Source organism: Paenibacillus alkaliterrae (assembly GCF_021532375.1).
Taxonomy (GTDB): domain Bacteria; phylum Bacillota; class Bacilli; order Paenibacillales; family Paenibacillaceae; genus Pristimantibacillus; species Pristimantibacillus alkaliterrae.
Genome location: NZ_JAKGAP010000060.1, coordinates 14,312 through 34,665 on the forward strand (window position 1 = coordinate 14,312; position 20,354 = coordinate 34,665).

Consider the following 20,354-nt stretch of genomic DNA (forward strand, 5'->3'; position numbering starts at 1 on the left):
TCTAACCAGCTTCTGGGGTATTTATTTACCACTACATGGATGACATGTTCGTTCAAGTTCGTGATATGCTAGATCACAAAGAAGGGCTCATAAACGTTTCGGAGGTGCTTTTGTGATCCGCATGTTTAGGGAATATATTAATATCAACACGATCCGTGGCAAATTTTTTTGGTTAACGACCACGCTTGTCGTCATACCGATGGTCATTTTGAGTACTATATTTTACAATATCACTGCCGATAAATTCGGTTCCAAAGCTAAAAATCAGGCGTTAGCTTCGTTGAATATGGCGGATCTCTACATGGATCAAGTCATTAGTGACGTTAATGATTTAACAAACGTTATTTTGGGCAACCAAGAGTTGCAAGCCATTTTGGCCGAAAAAAAAATGGATGATTACGCCTATCTTCGTAATGTTGACAAAGTTTCTAAAATAATGAATGTTTACACGCAATCGAAACCCTTTATAACGTCATATTTAATTTATTCAAAAAACGGTATAGATAAAAAACATTTTTACCGCGGTACCGATTCGATCACATTTGGTTCCCGCAACATGATGAGTCCCGAAAAAGCGAACAGTTATTATAAAGATCTGTTGACTAAAAATGCTATTATGTGGATCAACAAGGACCCTTTTGGCAACGTCAATGAAGAAGCTTATTCTCAGATGATGGTTGTCGTCAAGCTACTCAAAAAAACCGGAGGCAATTTTGAAGATCTCGGATTTGTCATGCTGGAAATCGATAAAGATGCCTTCTTTAAAGGGTTGCAATTTTTAAACCCGACGGAGCAATCGCAATTGTTCGTATGGGATGACCGAGGCGAGCTGATGTACCATATGCCCCGATCGGAGGATCCGATTAGAGAGCATGAAATCGTGGACAAGCTGCGCCATCAAAAGTTCACAACGTCCAAGCAGCAAGTACTAGGGGATGACAAAAAGTACTTCGGCGCTTCAGTCATCAATGAAAGAACCGGCTGGAGCATGATTTCAATGATCGAGGATTCGAAACTGTTAGAGGATGCGAACGAAATCGGCGATTATACGATTCAAACGTTTTTGTTTGTACTTATTATCGGCTGGATTTTCGCGCTTCTTTTTGGCAATTCAATTAGGCGCCCGCTCAGCATGCTGCGTTCGATGATGGTCGTCAATCAATACTTACCATCTTTGCATAACTATCAATTTAACGCAGACGACGAAGTCAGTCAAATCGGCGAGAGGTTTTTACGGATGATGGAGGAAAATCGCAAGCTGAACGATCAAGTTTACGATGCGCTGCTCAAACGTAAGGAAGCAGAAATTCAAGTGCTTCAAGCACAGATCAATCCGCACTTTTTATACAACACGCTGGAATCGTTGAACGGCTTCGCTGTTTCCAACAACCAGCCGGAAATGAGTGAGGTTATCGGCGCGTTGGGCAAGTTTTTCCGTATCACGTTGAATCGGGGAAACGATTTGATAACGGTGGCCGATGAGGTCGAGCACGTTACCGCCTATGTGAAGGTGCAGCAGTTCCGTTTCAAAGGTAAATTCGAATGGATTTGCGAGGTGGACGAAGAAATGGCTCAATATATGATGCCCAAACTTCTGTTGCAGCCGCTCGTGGAAAATGCGATCCATCACGGCTTAAAGGGACGGTCAAGCCCGGGAATGATCATGCTCTCGGGCGAGCTGTCCGAAACAGCGATCAAGTTCAGCGTCAGCGATGACGGACCTGGCATTCCGGATGAACGGCTGCGGGAAATCGTCGATGCGCTGACCGTCAGCGAATCGGGGAAAATTTATGGCTTAAAAAATGTGCATGACCGCATTCATTTGCGTTTTGATATTGGGTATGGCCTTGAAATTAAGAGCGAGGCAGGAAAGTATACGACCGTCTCCATAAGGATCCCACTTCTGGATAAGGATGGTAAGGTGATCGGAAGTACGACTAAAATCTCATCCGGGGGGCGTGATCAATGCTGAAGGCGATGATTGTCGATGACGAATATTATATTCGGGAAGGTTTGAAAAAATCGGATTTGTGGAACGAGTTGGCCATTGAAGTGGTAGGTGAAGCCGAGGACGGAACGACGGCATGGGCAATGTTTCAGGTGTGCCAGCCGGATATTTTGCTGCTTGACATTAATATTCCGGAGATGAATGGTATCGAATTGGCCAGATCGATCCGCAACGTTAACGAGGATGCGCAAATCATATTTTTAACCGGTTACGACGAGTTTCAATGGGTGAAGGAAGCGGTTGCTTTGCAGGCTTCCGATTATTTGCTGAAACCAGTTGTTCGCGAGGAGCTGCATAAAGCGTTGGTCAAAGCGAATGAAAGGGTGAAAAAATGGGAGGATAGCAATCAGTATGTAGAACAGCTGCAGCGGCAGGTGCACAATTACAGCAAGGCCGCTCATGAACAATGGTTGATCGACCTTGTGCAGCAGCGAAGTCCACTTGCACATTGCCTCGACCAGCTGGCTTCTAGCGGCATCCATCTCAATCCTTCAGGTCATTACGCCGTGCTGTGCAGCGACATCGATGATTTTGTTTCGCTGATCGAAGGGATTACAGCCAAAGACCGTCAGTTGAATCAATATGCCTATCGCAAGATTGCGGAGGAGGCGGTGGAATCGTATGAGCAAGTTAATACGTTCGGCGAAACGCCCGGCAGGGTCGTATTATTGATTGGAAGTGTCAAGGATCAAAGCGTTTTACTTGATATCGCCTGCCGTCTGCGATCCGTGATCTCGCAGTATTTGAAGCTTTCGATAAGCATCGGCATCAGCAATCCGATCCAAGGCTTGGAGCATGTATACCAAGCGTATCATGAAGCGAGCTCGGCGATCGAATATAAGGCCATCGTTGGTGGAGGGCAAATTATTCCTTATTCTTCAATGGCTGTGACGATGACGCAGAACAGCCGACTGCTCGACAAAGAGCTATATTTGCTGAGCGAAATGCGCGCAGGCAACGAGGTGAACGTCATAAACATATTGCGGGAATGGTCGGAAAATTTGCGCACGATGCCTTGGAGCGATGTGAAGCTAGTAGCATCCCAGCTCGTGATGTTCGTTATTCGTCTGTTCAAGGAAGTCAAGTTGAAAAACCAAACGTTTCTGCACGCCAATCCGCTCGTCGATATGTCCAATTGCCGTACGAACGACGAAATGATTCGGTTTTTGACAAGTTATTTTACCGAAGTCGGCCGGGCTATTCACTTATCGAAGGAAGTTCCATCGTACCGAATGATCGAACAGGCGAAGGAATGGATTCGTGAGCATTTGTCGGAGGAACTGAGCCTGGTCAACCTTGCGGATTACTTGAACATGAGCCCTAAATATCTCAGCAATCGGTTTAAACAAGCGACGGGCGAGACGTTTGCCGATTTTTCCACGCAAGTTCGTTTCGACCGCGCAAAGGAGTTGCTCGCCGATTCGTCGCTGAGAATATTGGATGTCGCCACCATGGTCGGCTTCACGGACACAAACTATTTCAGCATGGCGTTTAAAAAAAATATCGGCATTACACCAACTGAATACCGAAAACGGTTTTTGTAACGGATCGAAAAAACAATTACCAAAACAAAGGATATGTGGACATATTCAATTGTTCGATGATACGCTTCCTAGCGATAATATAAGTGTACTTAAAAATGAACGAGGGGAGTTGTTTTCATGAACACGAAAAAATGGTGTACCATCGTCATGACACTTGTATTGACCTTCACGCTCGCGGCTTGCGGAGGTAGTGACGGCAGCAAGAACGACGGAGGAACAGGAACCAAGTCGACAGAAGGAGAATCGACCGAACCGCAAGAAACCGTGAAATTGAAATTTATGTTCTGGGGCAGCAATGAAGAGAAAAAAGCGATTGAAGGCATGGTCAATTCGTTTAACCAGTCCCACCCGAATATTCAAGTATCCGCAGAGCACGTACCTGGTGATTATAATACGAAAATCAACACATTGATGGCATCCAATGAACTTCCTGACGTCGCCTATTTGTCTGATTCACTGGCATCGAAATGGGGCTCCGAAGGGAAATTGCTTGACCTTACACCTTATGTAGAGGAGTCCGAGGAATTGCAAAACCGATTGGATGCATCGTACTATTACAGCGAGCCGGGCAAAGTTGTCGGTTATGCGACCGCAGCCGAAGTCATGGTTATTTATTACAACAAAGATTTGTTCACTGAAGCAGGTATCGAGCTGCCTCCGGCCGAAGCGGAAAAAGCATGGACCTGGGATCAATTCCTGGAAATCGCTAAAAAGCTAACTAAGGATAAAAACGGCAAAACGGCGGCCGACCCGGATTTCGATCCAAACAACATCGATCAATACGGCTTCTCCTTTGGCGCTGATCGTTCCACCTGGGGGCCGTTCATGGCGAGCAATGGCGCTGGAATTACCGACGAAACGGGCATGAAATATACGATGAACAGTCCGGAATCCGTTGAGGTTTTCCAGTCGTTGCAAGATTTGTTGTTCAAGTATCATGTCGCACCGGATTTGATCCAGCAAAAAAATATGCCGGATAACTATGTCCGTCTGCAAACCCGCAAAGTTGCAATGGTTATTGACGGAACATGGGCTCAGCTTGATATTTCCAAAGCAAAGCTGAACTACGGTATCGGTGTCCTGCCGAAATTCAAAGAGCCAAAAACGACGTATATTGCCGGAGCAAGCGTTGTGTTCGCGAACACGAAGCATCAGAAGGAAGCGATGGAATTTTACAAATTCCACAACAACCCGGAGCAAGTCGATTTGTATAAAATCGGATTGTGGATGCCGGTAGAAACGAAATATTATACCGACCAAGCCGCGATCGATTTGTGGACTAATGACGTGCATCCGCCGGAATGGAAAACGGCTGCGATGGATTATGCGTTGAATTATTCGATTAAAGCGCCTACGTCCAGTCTGAAAAATTGGCCGGAATTGAGTACAAAAATTACGCCGGCGCTAGAGTTGATCTGGACGAACAAAAAAACAGCGAAAGAAGTGCTTGACGAGCTGGAGAAAGAAGTTCAGCCGTTGCTGCAGGGGAAATACGCGGACAAGTAAATAAACGCATCAACGTACAAGGGCAGGTCATACCCCTGTGAAGTAGAAAATGATAAAAGACTCAAGCAGCGACTGCTTCCCGAACCTCAATCGGGGAGCGGTCGTTTAATTTTTTCTGGTAGCGATTCCTTCATATAGATGCTTTCCGTTTTAATTGGGAAAAGAAAGATTCGATACAGGTCATCCTATAGTCCTCTATACATCTAAAAAACGGGGTACGAGGCCTTCCTTATCTCCACGCTGTTTTGCCGAAAAATCCTCTCCTGTCAACAACGTAAGTTCTTACAAACCGCCCCCTCGATGGTATTCCAAACGATCGATATTGGCTAAACGAAAAAACGTACCTAAACAAAGAAGCTGTGGACTCATTCGATTGTTCCTGATAGCGCTTCCTGTGATAATTGTATTACGGCCTATATAACAAAACAAATAACACGACGGAAAGGGGGAGTCACACATGCACGCGAAATCATCGGGTATTTCCCGGATGGAACGAAACTGGGGCATTATTTTCGCGTTGCCACCGATATTGGGGCTCTTATGTTTTACGCTTTATCCTGTTGCCGCTTCATTTTTTTACAGCCTTACGAATTGGAGCATCGGCAGCGACTGGAAGATGGTAGGTTTTGATAACTATAAAACGCTTTTTACTGGAGATCCTCTGTTCCAGAAGTCGTTGTACGCCACTTCCTATTATGCTTTAGGCAGCGTGCCGATCGGGCTGATAGTCGCGTTTACGGTAGCGATGTTGTTGAACCAGAAGGTGAAGGGCTTGTCGATTTTCAGGACGATTTTTTACTTGCCGACGATTGTTCCGAGCATCGCCAATACGATCTTGTGGTTATGGATTTTCAACCCGGACTTTGGGTTGTTGAACTCGATGCTGAAGTCGGTGGGGTTGCCTACATCTCAATGGGTATATCACGAATCTACAGCAATCCCGTCACTCATTATGATGAGCAGCTGGAGCGTAGGCAACACAATTCTCATTTTTCTGGCCGGCTTGCAGGGGGTTCCCTCTCACCTGTATGAGGCGGTGGAGGTTGACGGCGGAAGCCGTTGGCACAAGTTCTGGCATATCACGCTTCCGTGCATGACGCCTACGATTTTCTTCAACTTGGTTATGTCGCTGATCGGTACTTTCCAAGCGTTTAATCAGGCGTATGTCATGACGGAAGGCGGGCCGAACAACTCAACCTTATTTTATGTGTATTATTTGTACCGTAAGGCATTTACGGAATCGAAAATCGGGTATGCCTCAGCATTGGCATGGGTTTTGTTCATTATCATTATGACCTTGACGTTAATTGTATTTAAATCGTCGAAGAGATGGGTTCATTATGAAGAGGGGGGAAGATAATGGCTGATTCCACCGTTGCTGTTCGAGTGAATAGTGCCTTGCGAACCGGCAAAAAAATATCGCCGGCCCGAATTCTGATTTATTTGATTTTGATTTCAGGCAGCGCAGTAATGATTTTTCCGTTTTTGTGGCTGCTTCGCAGCTCTTTAATGGAAAACAGTCAAATATTCATTTATCCGCCGCAATGGATTCCAGAGCCATTCATGTGGAGCAATTTTTCAGAATCGCTGACGTCCGTTCCGTTCGGGCAATATTTCATAAATACGATGACGATTGAATTGTTTACTGTTAGCGGGGTGTTGTTTACAAGCATCATGTCGGCTTACAGCTTTGCCCGGTTGAAGTGGCCAGGAAGAGACTTCGTATTTGCGCTGCTTCTAGGTTCGATGATGCTGCCATATGCGGTCACGTTGATTCCTACGTTCATGTTATGGAAAAGCATGGGGGCGTTAGACTCGGTTGTTCCATTAACCGTTCCGGCATGGTTCGGGGGAGGCGCCTTCAATATCTTCTTGCTGCGGCAATTTTTTATGGGCATTCCGAAGGAGTTGGATGAAGCGGCCTATATGGACGGCGCAAAGCCGTTTACGGTGCTGTGGAGAGTTATCCTTCCGCTGGCGAAGCCGGCATTGATTGTTGTGGGAATCTTCTCGTTTATTGATGTGTGGAATGATTTCCTTGGACCGATCATTTATTTGAACAGCAATGAGAAATTTACGCTTGCGCTAGGACTTGCGACCTTCAAGGGCTTGTACAATGCACAGTGGGGATTTTTGATGGCTGCTTCGGCAACGATCGTGGCTCCGATCCTATTATTGTTTTTTTTCGCGCAGCGGTATTTTATTGAGGGGATCACGCTTACGGGAATTAAGGGGTAAGCTTTAATTGGCAAGAGAGGAAGGTTGATTTCGATGGAAGCTTTGCGTCTTAAACGAGTCCGGGAGCAGCTTGATGGTTGTGGACTGGATGCACTATTTATTACAAACGCTTTTAACCGCAGGTATTTAACCGGTTTTACAGGTTCGGCGGGATATGTTCTCATTACGAAGGAAAAAGCGCTGCTGTTCACCGACTTTCGCTATTCCAGTCAAGCTGCCGAGCAAGCAAAGGCGTATGAAATCGTTCAACATGCGATCAAGCCGGCCGAATCGATTTTAGAAGCGATTCAATCGCTTTTAGAACATGATGTGGTCCATTATTGCGTAACGAATATGCCGGGTAGCGTGCCGAGAACTTCGACCACTTCGCTGACCTACGCCGCAGCGCCATACGCTTTACAATTGGCATCTAGACCGTGGGAGCAAATCGTGGAAGAGGGTGGGGCGCTGGCGGCCGGCCTGAATATTGCCGAAGGACGGATTATGCATCCGCTTATCATCCAGGCTTACACGGAAACGGCTTCCGTGACGACTCCTATATTATGACTCGCGGAGGCCCGAACAACTCGACATCGAGCAGGTGGGTACATTATGGGCGGACGGTAGTGAATAATACGGTAACGGTTGCCCCTTCATCCGCGATGCCGGCTGTTCGGAGAAGCATGTGTCGATGGTTCAGAAGAATGGAATTGCCCGGCTGATAAAAATTCCAAAGGTTTCCGGATGTCGGTCATAACAAATTGCATCGAACGTTCTCCTTCCATCTATACTTAGATCGTTATTCAACATTCTGCTTAATCTGCCGGATATTGGCAATCTCGTATCTTGACTCGGTCTAATTGGTGAGAATCTTCTCGTTGATTGACAATTCAACTAAATTGAATTAAATTATATTTTGTTGAACCATGAGAAATGTGCTGCAAATTTGTACATGCGAGTTCAACTCAGGAGAGGGAGGTTGATTTCGATGGAAGCTTTACGACTGGAACGCGTCCGGCAACAACTCGATGAATTGGGATTGGATGCTCTATTTATTACAAACGCTTTCAACCGCAGGTATTTGACAGGTTTCACCGGTTCATCAGGATATGTGCTTATTACGAAGGAAAAAGCGCTGCTGTTCACCGACTTTCGCTATTCCAGTCAAGCTGCCGAGCAAGCAAAGGCGTATGAAATCGTTCAACATGCGATCAAGCCGGCCGAATCGATTTTAGAAGCGATTCAATCGCTTGGCGTGAAAAAGTTGGGTTTTGAGAAGAACAACGTCACATTTGCAGCTTATACGGGTTACCAAGAGCAGTTTCCTGGCATCGAGCTCGTTCCAACCGAGAATATCGTTGAAAAGCTGCGCGGGATTAAGGATGAGAAGGAATTGGGCTACATTCGCAACGCCGTTAAAATTACCGAATTAGCGTTCGAACATATTTTGGGTATTTTGAAGCCGGGCATTTCCGAGCGAGACGTTTCTGCGGAGCTTGAATATTTTATGCGCAAAAATGGAGCAACTTCTTCAGCATATTCGACGATCGTAGCATCTGGTGAACGGTCAGCTTTGCCGCATGGCTTGGCAAGCGATAAGCTGCTTGCTGCAAATGAATTCGTTACGCTCGATTTTGGCGCAAGCTACGAAGGGTATTGCTCCGACTTGACTCGCACCGTCTTTATCGGTAAGCCTACCGATAATCACAAAGAGATTTATCGCATTGTGCTGGAAGCGAACCGTGCGACACTTGCCGGACTGAAACCCGGCATGTCTGGCAAAGAGGGCGACTCGCTTGCCAGAGATATTATCGCAGGCTACGGCTACGGAGTATTTTTCGGTCACGGCCTCGGTCATGCGTTCGGTCTCGAAATTCACGAGCCAATGCGGTTGTCGCAGCAAAGCGAAGATATTTTGCAGCCTGGCATGGTGATGACGGTTGAACCAGGTATATACATTCCAGGCTTCGGCGGCGTTCGAATCGAAGATGACTTTGTCGTTACCGAAACAGGCATTGAAGTGCTGATGAAGTCGAACAAAGAACTTATCGTTCTGTAATGGGAAAGAAGTGGTATAAACGATGAAGTCCGATTCGGCAGAGGTTGTTATTATTGGCGGGGGTATCATCGGGATGGCGATCGCTTATTACACAGCAAAGCTTGGTATGGACGTCGTTGTTGTGGAACGGGGAGAGGTCGCCGGAGGAACGTCGTCAAAATGTGACGGCAACATCCTGGCGATCGATAAAGATCCGGGCTTCGACAGTCAAATGTCTTTGAAATCGCAGGAACTGATCGCCGAATTGGTGCATGAGCTCGACGAAGAATTTGAGTATCGAGCGCCGGGAAGCATACTCGTCTGCGAAAGCGATGAAGAGATGATTGCTGCGGAGCGATGGGTAGCTCGCCAGAAGGAAGCGGGACTTCCGTTCCGCATGCTCGATCGCCAAGATTTACGCGATGAGTGGCCGTATATGGCCGACGATTTGCTTGGCGGTTTGGAATGCGCTACCGACTCGACGGTAAATCCTGTTTTGCTCACTTATTTGCTTGCTTCTACGATGCGCCGCCTTGGTGCCCGTATTCTAACGAATACGTCGGTCACGGCCATATTGCTGGACGAGCAGCGGAAGATACGGGGCGTGGAAACCACGAACGGTACGATTAAAACGAACACTGTCATCAACGCAGCGGGCGTATGGTCGAAGGTGATCGGGCAAATGGTCGGCATCGATATTCCGGTTGAACCGCGCAAAGGCCATATTCTCGTAGCGTCGCGAACGGCCAATATCGGGAAGCGGAAAGTGATGGAGTTCGGTTATTTGATCAGCAAGTTCGGAGGCAAGCGGAAGGTTGATCCGGAGTTTGAGAAATACGGTATCGCGCTTGTATTTGAACCGACAGCCTCGCAAAACTTTCTGATCGGCTCGAGCCGCCAGTTTGTCGGTATGGACGCACGCGTCGACCAGCAAGTTATCCGATTGATCGCTGAACGGGCGATACGCTTTTTCCCGGTCATCGAGCATATTCCGATGCTGCGTACCTATGCCGGTTTGCGCCCGTGGACGCCGGATCATTTGCCGATCGTTTCGCAGATCGACGAAATTCCCGGGTTTTATGTGGCGGCCGGTCATGAAGGCGACGGGATCAGCCTAGCGGCCGTCACGGGCAAAGTGATCAGCGAAATGCTATGCGGTGCGCCGACGTGCATCCCGGCCGAGCCTTTACGACACGATCGTTTCCGCAACGGGCGCGTCCATCAGGAGGTACTCATATGAAGGTTTTCAAAATGGTGACGACGATCGATACGCATACGGGCGGCAATCCGACCCGTACGGTAACCAGTGGCGCGCCAACGTTATTCGGCAACACGATGACGGAAAAGATGGTGTACATGTCGGAGCATCACGACGATTTCCGGCGGGCATTAATGTTCGAGCCGCGAGGGCATGAGGTAATGTCGGGCTGCATCCTGACCGACCCGTGCGATCCAACGGCCGATATCGGCGTCGTGTTCATCGAAACCGGCGGTTACTTGCCGATGTGCGGACACGATACGATCGGAGTTTGCACCGCTTTGATCGAAGCCGGAATATATCCGAAGGATAAAAAAGTGCTGCGGCTCGATACGCCGGCCGGTCTCGTGGAGGCGAATCTGGACATTGAGAACGGTAAAGTGAAGCAGGTTACGTTTACGAATATTCCTTCGTTTTTGTACCGGAAGGACGTGACGGTTCAGGTTGACGGTTTAGGCGAGTTAATGCTCGACATTGCTTATGGCGGCAATTTTTACGGCTTGATCGACTCTCGTCCGCTGAATTTGCCGTTGATGCCGAACCGTGCTTCGGACATTATCCGTCTCGCGATTAAAATTCGCGACGCCGTAAATGCCCAAGTCGAAGTCGTGCATCCGGAAATTCCGGCGATCCGCGGCTTGACGCATGTAGAGTTCTACAGCGATCCAGTATCTCAGCAGGCGCACTGCCGGAACGCTGTTGTCGTGCCTCCGGGCGGGATCGACCGTTCGCCTTGCGGCACCGGAACATCGGCCAAGGTTGCCGCCTTGTACGCGAAGGGAGAGCTGGCGATGAACGAGGAGTTTGTGCACGAAAGCATCGTCGGTTCTATGTTCCATGCGAAGGTGTTGGAGGAAACCAAGGTAGGCGGCTTGTCAGCAGTCATTCCGCAAATATCCGGCTCCGCATGGATAACCGGATTCCATCAGTTCGTCTTTCATGAGAAAGACGCACTGAACAACGGATTTTTCCTGCTCTGACGCTGACAACGTTAGCTTAACCTTGGGAGGTGAAAATATGGAAATCAACAAATGGTTTGCTGCAATCGATACGCATTCCGGCGGCGAGCCGCTCCGAGTCATAACCGCCGGTTTGCCGCAAATGGAAGGAGCTACACAGCAAGCTAGAGCGGCTTATTTCATCCGGAACTTCGATTCGGTTCGCCGGGTGCTGATGGCAGAGCCTCGCGGGCACCACGGCATGACCGGTGCGATTGTTACACCGCCCGCGAGTGAAGACGCCCATTTCGGCTTGTTGTTCATGAATAATGAAGGGCTTGCCCCTGTAAGTGGACACGGCGTTATCGCCGCCGTCACCGCATGGATCGAAACCGGGCAGCTGCTGCCTGACGAAGCTGCTCAAGGTATTCGCATCGACTGTCCGGCAGGACGCATTACGGCTTACGCCGATTGCGAAGGATCGGAAGTGAAGTCGGTTTCGTTCGACAACGTGCCGAGCTTCGTCTACGAGCTGGATGTCCCGATTTCGCTGCAAGGCCTTGAGTTTACGGTGGATGTCGCTTTCAGCGGCGCGTTTTATGCCATCGTCGACGCAAAGGCGCTGGGTGGCATCAAGCTAACGGAAAGCGCGCTGCCGGATTTGCAGGCATGGGGCGGTGAGATTCGTCGGGCTGTCGAATCGCAGCTCACCGTTGTTCACCCTAAGCTGGCCGATATAACGGGTATTCATGGTGTCGTTATTTGCGATGCGGACGACGTGCATCAGCATGGTTCCGACTATCGCAATGTGACGGTATTTGCCGGCGAACAGTTTGACCGGTCGCCGGGCGGAGCGGGCGCATGCGCGCATATGGCGGTGCTGATGCGGCGCGGCGAGCTTCTGCTCGGCAAAGAAGTTGTGTACGAAGGGATTGCCGGTTCGCAAGCGATTGGCAGAACGATGGAAGAATTGACGTATGGCAGCTATAAAGCGATCCTTCCCCGGTTGACCGGAGATGCCTATATTCTGGGGCTGATGAATTTTGTGGTCGACCCGAGCGATCCGCTGTCCGATGGTTTTGTTTTGCGCTAGTATTCATGACTTACATTCATTATTTACACTAACATTTTGAGAGGGGAAATTTTCAATGGCACGTTTTGAAGGCGTTTATGTGGCAATCGTTACACCTTTTACATCATCTTATGAGGTAGATTACAAACGTTTGACGGAGCTTTGCGATTGGCTGATCAATCAAGGCGTTAACGGTCTCGTACCGACCGGCTCCCTTGGAGAATATGCGACCATGTCGAACGAAGAGCGCGCGAAAGTGGTTGAAACGGTTATCGCAGCAGCTGCAGGCCGCGTGCCGGTTGTTGTCGGTTCCGCATCGCCTTCGACGGAGCAAGCGGTCGCTTGGGTTCGCCACGCGAAAGAATCTGGCGCTGCAGGCGTTATGGCGCTTCCGCCAATCAACTACAAGCCGCTTGAGCATGAAGTCATCGCGCATTATGAAGCGCTGAACACGGTCGGACTGCCGATCATCGCTTACAACAATCCGCACGACTACAAAGTCGATTTGACGCCGGACTTGCTTGCCAAGCTGTCGAAGCTCGAAAACGTTGTTGCCGTGAAAGAATTTTCTGGCGATATCCGCCGCGTACACGAAATTTTAGCCAAAACGGATCTTGAAGTGATGATCGGCGTTGATGATTTGGCGATGGAAGGACCGCTGTTCGGCGCAACGGGCTGGATCTCCGGCGTACCGAACGCATTGCCTAAGGAAGGCGTCGAGTTGTTCAACCTGGCAAGACAAGGCAAGGTCAAAGAAGCTTCCGAGCTGTACCGTCATCTGCTGCCGTTGTTTCACTTCGACGCAAGCCCGCAGCTTGTTCAATCGATCAAGTATATGATGGAGCTTGCCGATTTCCCGGTTGGCCCTACGCGTCCGCCAAGATTGCCGCTGCCTGAAGCCGATTACCAAGCGATCAAAAAAGCTTTCGAGTATGCTGTCGATCGCAAATAAGTCAAAATGAACGATATCGGCAACATACGGGGAGGTACGTGATATGGTGAACAGTCAAAACTGGATCGGAGGAGAATGGATTACTCCGAATGCAGGTGAAATTGTAATCAAAAACCCTTCGAACGTGCAGGATGACGTCGGCGTGCTGCATTTGTCCGACGCATCCCACGTCATCCAGGCGGATCAGGCGGCGCGCATTGCGTTCGCCTCCTGGTCCCGCTTGACCGGAGCGGCAAGAGCGGAATATTTGTATAAAATGGCTGCGGCTTTGGAAGCACGCCTCGTTGAGGTTGCTACGTTGGCGAGCATGGAAATGGGCAAACCGATTATGGAAATGCGCGGCGAAGTGATGCGCGGCGTGAACTTGCTCCGTTATTACGCAGCCGAAGGCGTCCGTGCCAACGGCAGCGTCATCCCATCCAACGAAGCAAACGTCCTGCAATACACGAAAAGAGTGCCGCTAGGCGTCGTCGGAATCATCACGCCGTGGAATTTCCCGGTGGCCATCCCGATCTGGAAAATCGCGCCGGCGCTTATTTGCGGCAACACCGTCATTTGGAAGCCTGCGGAGTTCGCTTCGCTGACGGCGAGCAGGCTGGTTGAAATTTTCGCTTCCGCCGATTTGCCTGCCGGCGTACTGAACCTTGTCATCGGCAAAGGCAGCCAAATCGGCGACGTCCTGCTGGAGCAAATTCTGTTAAACGCTGTCAGCTTTACCGGCTCTACGTCAACCGGAACGCGCATCGCGGAAATTTGCGCACGCCGCAACATCAAATACCAAACCGAGATGGGCGGCAAAAATGCGGCTATCGTGCTGAACGACGCCAATCTTGATAAAACGATACCGATGATCATCAGCGGCGCGTTCCGTTCCGCCGGTCAGAAATGTACGGCAACAAGCAGGATTATTGTTGAAAACGGCATTTACGAGCCCTTCGTCGACGCGCTGAAAAAAGCCGTTTCGGCGATCAAGCTTGCACCGTCGCTTGACCCTGCGGCTTATCTAGGGCCGGTTGCGTCGGCCAGCCAGCATAAAACCGTTATGTCCTACGTGACGATGGCTCGCGAGCAAGCGGAAATTGTCGTCGAAGGGCCGTCTCCTGCGGAAGCGAAACAAGGGCACTACATTCGTCCGCTCGTCGCAGCGGGCGTAGATACGGATCATCCGCTCATCCAAGAAGAAATTTTCGGACCGGTCGCCGCGTTGCTGAAGGCAAGCGATTTTGAAGAAACGATCGCCTTGTGCAATCGGACTATATTCGGCTTAAGCGCCTCTCTGTTTACGCAAAATCTCGTTCATGCGCTTCGTTTTCTCGATGAGGCGCAAGCGGGCATGGTTCGCGTCAATCAGGAAACGGCCGGCGTCGAATATCAGGCACCGTTCGGCGGAATGAAGCTGTCCAGCTCGCATACGCGCGAGCAAGGACAAGCGGCATTGGACTTTTATACCGAAATTAAAACTTGCGCAGTTAGCTACGCTTAAGAAGGGCGAGCCTATGAAACCGTCATCCTTGATCATTTGCCGTTGCGAAGAAGTGACGATTGAACAATTGGAACAGGCCTATCAGACGGGAAGCTGCACTTCGCGTCAATTAAAAATGAAAACGCGGGCGTCGATGGGGGCTTGCCAAGGACGAGTATGCAGGCAGCTGTTGGAGGCATGGGTTCACGACAAAAAACCAGATTCGCCGCGCGACGCGGAATTGTTATCGTACCGTCCTCCAATCCGGCCGGTTACCTTCGGCCAGTTAGCAAAGGATGAATCGTAAATGGAACGGATACAAGACCATCCCATATTGGGCAGAAAAACGCTGAGGGAGCCCATTTCCTTCATATTCAACGGGAAGCCGATGGCCGGCTATCGCGGAGAGCCGATTGCTGCGGCTTTGTTAGCGGCAGGCGTTCGGACATTGCGGAAGCACGAGGAATCGGGCAACTCGCGCGGGTTGTACTGCGCCATCGGACATTGCATGGAGTGCCGTCTAAGCGTGAAAGGAAAGGGCATCGTGCGCTCCTGCCTCACGCCGCTTGAAGACGGTATGAAAGTATTCGAGGGACAGCAACTGCCAAACGAAATTACCGGGAGGCTACTTCCATGAAGTCAAAACGGCAGCAATCGGATTTGATTATTGTGGGTGCCGGCCCGGCAGGCTTGGCGGCGGCAGCCGCTGCCGCCGAAAATGGCTTGAGCGTGACCATCATCGATGAATTTCCGGAGCCAGGCGGCCGTATGCTAGGACAATTCCACGAGGAGCGCGGGCATTGGTGGGTCGGCAAGCGGATCGCCGATGAACTGATTGAGAAAAACCGGGCGCAAGGCGTATTGATCCGCTGCGGCGTATCGGTTTACGGCATGCTGAAGGTCGATGACATGTGGGAGGTGTCCACCTCGCATGGCACGATGTTGGCGCCGCGTGTGCTGCTCGCAACCGGCGCGGCGGAAATCCCAATGCCTGCAAACGGCTGGACCCTGCCCGGAGTCATGTCGATCGGAGCTGCACAGGTGATGACGAACGTCCATTATGTCAAACCGGGCAAACGCGGGATCATTGTCGGTGTGAATGTACTGGCGATGGCGATCGCCCGCGAGCTGTCGGTCAGCGGTGTGTCGCTCGCCAGCATTGTGCTGCCGCCGAGCGGACCGTTCGCCGGCAAAGCGGCTCTGCCAAAAGAGAATTTGCAGCTGCTGATGAGCTTGTCGCATCTCGCTCCATCGCCAATCCTTCGCTTCGGTGGCAAAATCGCCAATGCGCTCGGTTTGGCGGGCATCGTGTCCAGCTTGTTTCCGCGCAGCGGCATTAAATTGTGGGACATTCCGCTGAAGCTGCGTACGAAAGTAGTATCAATAAACGGCACCGACCGCGTCGAGTCGGTAACGCTCGCCGACGTTAACGGGCAAGGCGAGATCATTGCCGGCAGCGAACGGGAAGAAGCCGTCGACTTCGTTGCCTTGGCGGGAGGATTATATCCTTTGGCGGAGCTGGCATCGATTGCCGGCTGTCCATTCATTTATACGCCGGAGCTCGGCGGCCATTTGCCGTTGCATAGTGAGCGGATGAAAACGCCGGTCGAAGGACTTTATGTGGCTGGCAATATTACCGGCGTGGAAAGCGCGCTCGTTGCGATGGCGCAAGGCCAGCTGGCAGCAACGTCGATTTGCAGCGATGCGGGTATTTTCGGCCATAATGGCGAGAGCAAAGTGGCCGCTGCTATCGAGGAAGTGCACCGCGTTCGTGCCTCGGCTTTGATTCAGTTCCACCCGGGCATTCCGGAAGCGCGGCGAAAAATATACCGGATGTGGCAAGAAACCTTTGGAGCTGGAGTGTGATGATGAAATGGCAGTTCAAGCAGGCAGCAACACTAACATCATTATGCGCCTGGAAACGGATAAGCAAAAAATGACGTTCGGGCAAATCGTTACGGCGATTGGCGACTCTGGCGGCGATATCGTCGCCGTCGACGTAAGCCGCGCCGGCAAACAAAAGACAATTTACGATATTACGCTGACAATCGATCCGGCGTTTTCCGACCGGATTGTTGCACGTCTCGATGATCTGGAAGGCATCAAAGTTATCAACGTTTCGGATCAGACAATGCTGCTGCACCTTGGCGGCAAAATCGAAGTAACCCCCAAATTGCGGATCAAAAACCGCGACGACCTGTCGCGCGTCTATACGCCGGGAGTAGCAAGGGTCAGCATGGCGATTCATGACGATCCATCTCGCGCGTATTCGTTGACGATCAAAAGAAATACGGTTGCCGTCGTCTCCGACGGCACTGCTGTTCTTGGACTAGGTAATATTGGGCCGCTTGCGGCAATGCCGGTCATGGAAGGCAAAGCGATGCTGTTCAAACAGCTGGCCGATGTCGATGCGTTTCCGATATGCCTTGACACGCAGGATACAGAAGAAATTATTGAAACAATCAAACGGATCGCACCCGCTTTCGGCGGTATCAATCTGGAGGATATATCCTCGCCGCGCTGCTTTGAAATCGAACGCAGGTTGATTGAGGAACTCGATATTCCAGTGTTTCATGACGATCAACACGGAACGGCCGTTGTTCTGCTGGCTGGTTTATACAATGCGGTCAAGCTTGTGGGCAAGCGGCTCGAACATTGCAAGGTGGTGTTGTGCGGCGTCGGGGCAGCGGGAAATGCCTGCACGAAAATTTTGCTGTCCGCGGGCGTAACCGACATAATTGGCGTCGACCGCTGCGGCGCGTTGGTGCGGGGGCAATCGTACGATAACGAAGCATGGTCATGGTATGCGGAACATACGAATCCGAATATGGAGACGGGAACGTTATCCGATGTCATTCATGGCGCGGACATTTTTATCGGCGTATCCGGTCCGGGCATATTGAAAGTAGACGATGTAAAGAAGATGGCTCCTGATCCGATCGTATTTGCAATGGCCAACCCGAATCCGGAAATTCTTCCGGAAGAAGTGGAAGGCATCGTGCGTGTTATGGCGACCGGCCGATCGGATTATCCGAACCAGATTAACAACGTGTTATGCTTTCCCGGCTTGTTCCGGGGCGTGTTCGATTGCCGAGCGTCGCGCGTGACCGAGTCGATGAAGCTGGCGGCGGCGAAAGCGATCGCTTCGGTCGTCAACGATCATGAGCTGAATGAGAACTTTATTATCCCAAGCATATTTAATCAGCACGTCGTCGAAAAGGTGCGGGAAGCCGTGATCGAAGCAGCTTACGAGTCAAAGGTAGCGCGACGTCGGGACATCCGCAACGTGGAACTTTTACAAGGGAAAGGATTTGAACAAAATGGAAAAGCTGAAGAACTTATCGTACAAGGCAGTACAAATTGACGATCCTTTCTGGACTAAATATATGCATTTGGTGCGGGATGAGGTAATCCCTTATCAATGGGATGCGTTGAATGACCGTATCGAAGAAGCTGCCCCGAGCCATGCGATCCAAAATTTCCGCATCGCTGCTGGCGAAGCAGAGGGAGACTTTTACGGGTATATTTTTCAGGACAGCGATGTAGCCAAATGGCTGGAAGCCGTCGCATACAGCTTGGCGTCGTTTCCCAATTTGGAGCTGGAGAAGCTGGCCGACTTAACGATCGACTTGTTGGGCAGAGCACAACAGTCTGATGGCTACCTGAATACGCATTTTACGATCAAATATCTGGATCAACGTTGGCTCAACGAACGTGACAATCACGAAACGTATTGCGCCGGCCATTTGATCGAAGCGGCGGTCGCCTATTACGAAACGACGGGCAAAATCAAACTGCTCGACATCGCGTGCAAGCTCGCTGATCATATCGATTCCATATACGGCGAAGGGGAAGGCAAGCTTCTCGGTTATCCAGGCCATCAGGAAATCGAGCTTGCTTTGATGCGGCTGTATGAAGCAACAGGAGTCGAGCGTTACTTGAAGCTAAGCCACTTTTTTATTAACGAGCGCGGCCAGGAGCCGCATTATTTCAAGCTGGAAGCGGAAAAACGGGCGGAACGATTCGGTCGGGAATCGCTGCTCAAAGAAGGCTATTACAACTTATACAAAAATAATTATGAATACAATCAATCGCATTTGCCCGTGCGCGAGCAGTTGCATGCGACAGGCCACGCCGTTCGCGCCGTTTACATGTATGCCGGTATGGTGGACGTGGCGGCGGCAACGCAGGATCAATCGTTAATCGACGCCTGCAAGCGACTTTGGGACAACGTCACGCAAAGACAAATGTACATTACGGGGGGCATCGGATCGAACCACGACGGCGAAGCGTTTTCTTTCGATTACGATTTGCCGAACGATACGGCGTATACGGAAACGTGCGCAGCGATAGGGCTTGTATTTTGGGCGCATCGGATGCTGCACCTTGATCCTGACGGCAAATATGCCGATGTCATCGAACGCGCGTTATATAACGGCACGATCAGCGGCATGTCATTGGATGGCAAAAGCTTCTTTTACGTCAATCCGCTGGAAGTATGGCCGGATGCGTGCAAGCGGCCAGATAAAATGCACGTGGAGCCTGTCCGGCAAAAATGGTTCGGCTGCGCTTGTTGCCCACCGAATATCGCCCGGCTTATTGCCTCGCTCGGACAGTACATTTATTCTCAAAGCGAGCAAACGGTATATGTTCATCAATTCATCAGCAGTGAAACGATGCTTGAAGTAGCCGGGCGTTCCGTCCGGTTATCGCAACAAACGAATTTCCCTTGGGATGAAACGATCGAGCTTTCCGTTAACCCGGATCAGCCGGGTGAATTTACGGTAGCCGTCCGCATTCCGGGCTGGTGCGAGAGCGCATCAATCCATGTGAACGGACAAGCGGTTTCAGTAGAAGCCGTTCTGCATAAAGGCTACGCTGCAATCAAACGTGAGTGGAAGGCCGGGGATGTCGTGCGGATCGTCCTGCCGATGCCGATCGAGCGCATTTATGCGAACCCGAATGTGCGTGTGAATGCGGGTAAGGTGGCGCTGCAGCGCGGTCCGGTCGTGTATTGTCTGGAGCAGGCCGACAATGGCACGATTTTGCCGGATATTTCGTTGCCGGAACATGCTGCACTCGACGCTCAATTCGAACCGGACTTTTTGGGCGGCGTTACCGTCATTACCGGCGAAGCGGTTCGCGGTGAGTTGTCCGGTTGGGACGAGACGTTGTATGCAGCCAAGAAACGAAGTGAGCGTTCCTTCACGATTAAAGCCATACCGTATTTCGCTTGGGCAAACCGCGGCGCGGGCGAAATGCAGGTTTGGATCAGGGAGCATTAGTACGGCAGTGTAACCGCTTCGGTTAAGTCGCATTTCATTATTCAGGGAAGCCGTTCAGACGGCTTCCTCGTTGT

At 50.5% G+C, this 20,354-nt stretch carries 17 protein-coding genes; all 17 read left to right on the forward strand.

Translation table 11 applies throughout. The features are described 5' to 3' along the window. Nucleotides 1-121: 121 nt before the first annotated feature. The 17 genes from L1N85_RS20875 to L1N85_RS20955 all read left to right on the forward strand — a co-directional run bounded on the left by L1N85_RS20875 (nucleotide 122) and on the right by L1N85_RS20955 (nucleotide 20,280). Nucleotides 122-1,972: a sensor histidine kinase gene (locus L1N85_RS20875; RefSeq protein WP_235241001.1), complete on the forward strand. Its 1,851-nt coding sequence runs from the start codon at nucleotides 122-124 to the stop codon at nucleotides 1,970-1,972. Next, nucleotides 1,966-3,552, forward strand: coding sequence for a helix-turn-helix domain-containing protein (locus tag L1N85_RS20880; protein ID WP_235240982.1), 1,587 nt, complete (start codon nucleotides 1,966-1,968; stop codon nucleotides 3,550-3,552). Before L1N85_RS20875 ends, L1N85_RS20880 begins: the two co-directional genes overlap by 7 nt. 117 nt (nucleotides 3,553-3,669) lie before the next feature. After that, nucleotides 3,670-5,058, forward strand: coding sequence for an ABC transporter substrate-binding protein (locus L1N85_RS20885; RefSeq protein ID WP_235240983.1), 1,389 nt, complete (start codon nucleotides 3,670-3,672; stop codon nucleotides 5,056-5,058). A 457-nt stretch (nucleotides 5,059-5,515) separates the two neighbouring features. Continuing rightward, entirely contained in the window at nucleotides 5,516-6,418 is a 903-nt protein-coding gene (locus L1N85_RS20890; RefSeq protein ID WP_235240984.1) for a carbohydrate ABC transporter permease, read from the forward strand. Further along, complete coding sequence (locus tag L1N85_RS20895; protein WP_235240985.1) at nucleotides 6,418-7,296, forward strand: carbohydrate ABC transporter permease; 879 nt, start codon at nucleotides 6,418-6,420, stop codon at nucleotides 7,294-7,296. Before L1N85_RS20890 ends, L1N85_RS20895 begins: the two co-directional genes overlap by 1 nt. Nucleotides 7,297-7,329: 33 nt before the next feature. Continuing rightward, on the forward strand, nucleotides 7,330-7,842 hold the full coding sequence (locus tag L1N85_RS20900; RefSeq protein ID WP_235240986.1) for an aminopeptidase P family N-terminal domain-containing protein: 513 nt from the start codon (nucleotides 7,330-7,332) through the stop codon (nucleotides 7,840-7,842). Nucleotides 7,843-8,263: 421 nt separating this feature from the next. Continuing rightward, nucleotides 8,264-9,334, forward strand: a complete 1,071-nt coding sequence (locus L1N85_RS20905) for a M24 family metallopeptidase (protein WP_235240987.1) — start codon at nucleotides 8,264-8,266, stop codon at nucleotides 9,332-9,334. A 22-nt stretch (nucleotides 9,335-9,356) separates the two neighbouring features. Beyond that, nucleotides 9,357-10,553: an NAD(P)/FAD-dependent oxidoreductase gene (locus L1N85_RS20910; protein WP_235240988.1), complete on the forward strand. Its 1,197-nt coding sequence runs from the start codon at nucleotides 9,357-9,359 to the stop codon at nucleotides 10,551-10,553. Beyond that, nucleotides 10,550-11,551: a 4-hydroxyproline epimerase gene (locus tag L1N85_RS20915; protein WP_235240989.1), complete on the forward strand. Its 1,002-nt coding sequence runs from the start codon at nucleotides 10,550-10,552 to the stop codon at nucleotides 11,549-11,551. The genes L1N85_RS20910 and L1N85_RS20915 overlap by 4 nt, the downstream gene beginning before the upstream one ends. Nucleotides 11,552-11,588: 37 nt before the next feature. Beyond that, on the forward strand, nucleotides 11,589-12,602 hold the full coding sequence (locus L1N85_RS20920; protein ID WP_235240990.1) for a proline racemase family protein: 1,014 nt from the start codon (nucleotides 11,589-11,591) through the stop codon (nucleotides 12,600-12,602). A 55-nt stretch (nucleotides 12,603-12,657) separates the two neighbouring features. Then, nucleotides 12,658-13,533 (forward strand): dihydrodipicolinate synthase family protein, encoded by an 876-nt coding sequence (locus L1N85_RS20925; protein WP_235240991.1) that lies wholly within the window; start codon nucleotides 12,658-12,660, stop codon nucleotides 13,531-13,533. Nucleotides 13,534-13,579: 46 nt separating this feature from the next. Then, a complete protein-coding gene (locus tag L1N85_RS20930; RefSeq protein ID WP_235241002.1) occupies nucleotides 13,580-15,016 on the forward strand; it encodes an aldehyde dehydrogenase family protein in 1,437 nt (478 codons plus the stop codon). Between the two features lie 13 nt (nucleotides 15,017-15,029). Further along, a complete protein-coding gene (locus tag L1N85_RS20935; protein ID WP_235240992.1) occupies nucleotides 15,030-15,302 on the forward strand; it encodes a (2Fe-2S)-binding protein in 273 nt (90 codons plus the stop codon). Next, nucleotides 15,303-15,632, forward strand: coding sequence for a (2Fe-2S)-binding protein (locus tag L1N85_RS20940; RefSeq protein WP_235240993.1), 330 nt, complete (start codon nucleotides 15,303-15,305; stop codon nucleotides 15,630-15,632). It begins immediately after the preceding gene. Then, nucleotides 15,629-16,861, forward strand: coding sequence for an NAD(P)/FAD-dependent oxidoreductase (locus L1N85_RS20945; RefSeq protein WP_235240994.1), 1,233 nt, complete (start codon nucleotides 15,629-15,631; stop codon nucleotides 16,859-16,861). Before L1N85_RS20940 ends, L1N85_RS20945 begins: the two co-directional genes overlap by 4 nt. A gap of 7 nt (nucleotides 16,862-16,868) precedes the next feature. Continuing rightward, complete coding sequence (locus L1N85_RS20950) at nucleotides 16,869-18,359, forward strand: NAD-dependent malic enzyme (RefSeq protein WP_235240995.1); 1,491 nt, start codon at nucleotides 16,869-16,871, stop codon at nucleotides 18,357-18,359. Then, nucleotides 18,316-20,280 carry a glycoside hydrolase family 127 protein gene (locus tag L1N85_RS20955; RefSeq protein WP_235240996.1) on the forward strand — a complete coding sequence of 655 codons (1,965 nt, stop codon included), beginning with the start codon at nucleotides 18,316-18,318 and terminating at the stop codon, nucleotides 20,278-20,280. The genes L1N85_RS20950 and L1N85_RS20955 overlap by 44 nt, the downstream gene beginning before the upstream one ends. Nucleotides 20,281-20,354: the final 74 nt, after the last annotated feature.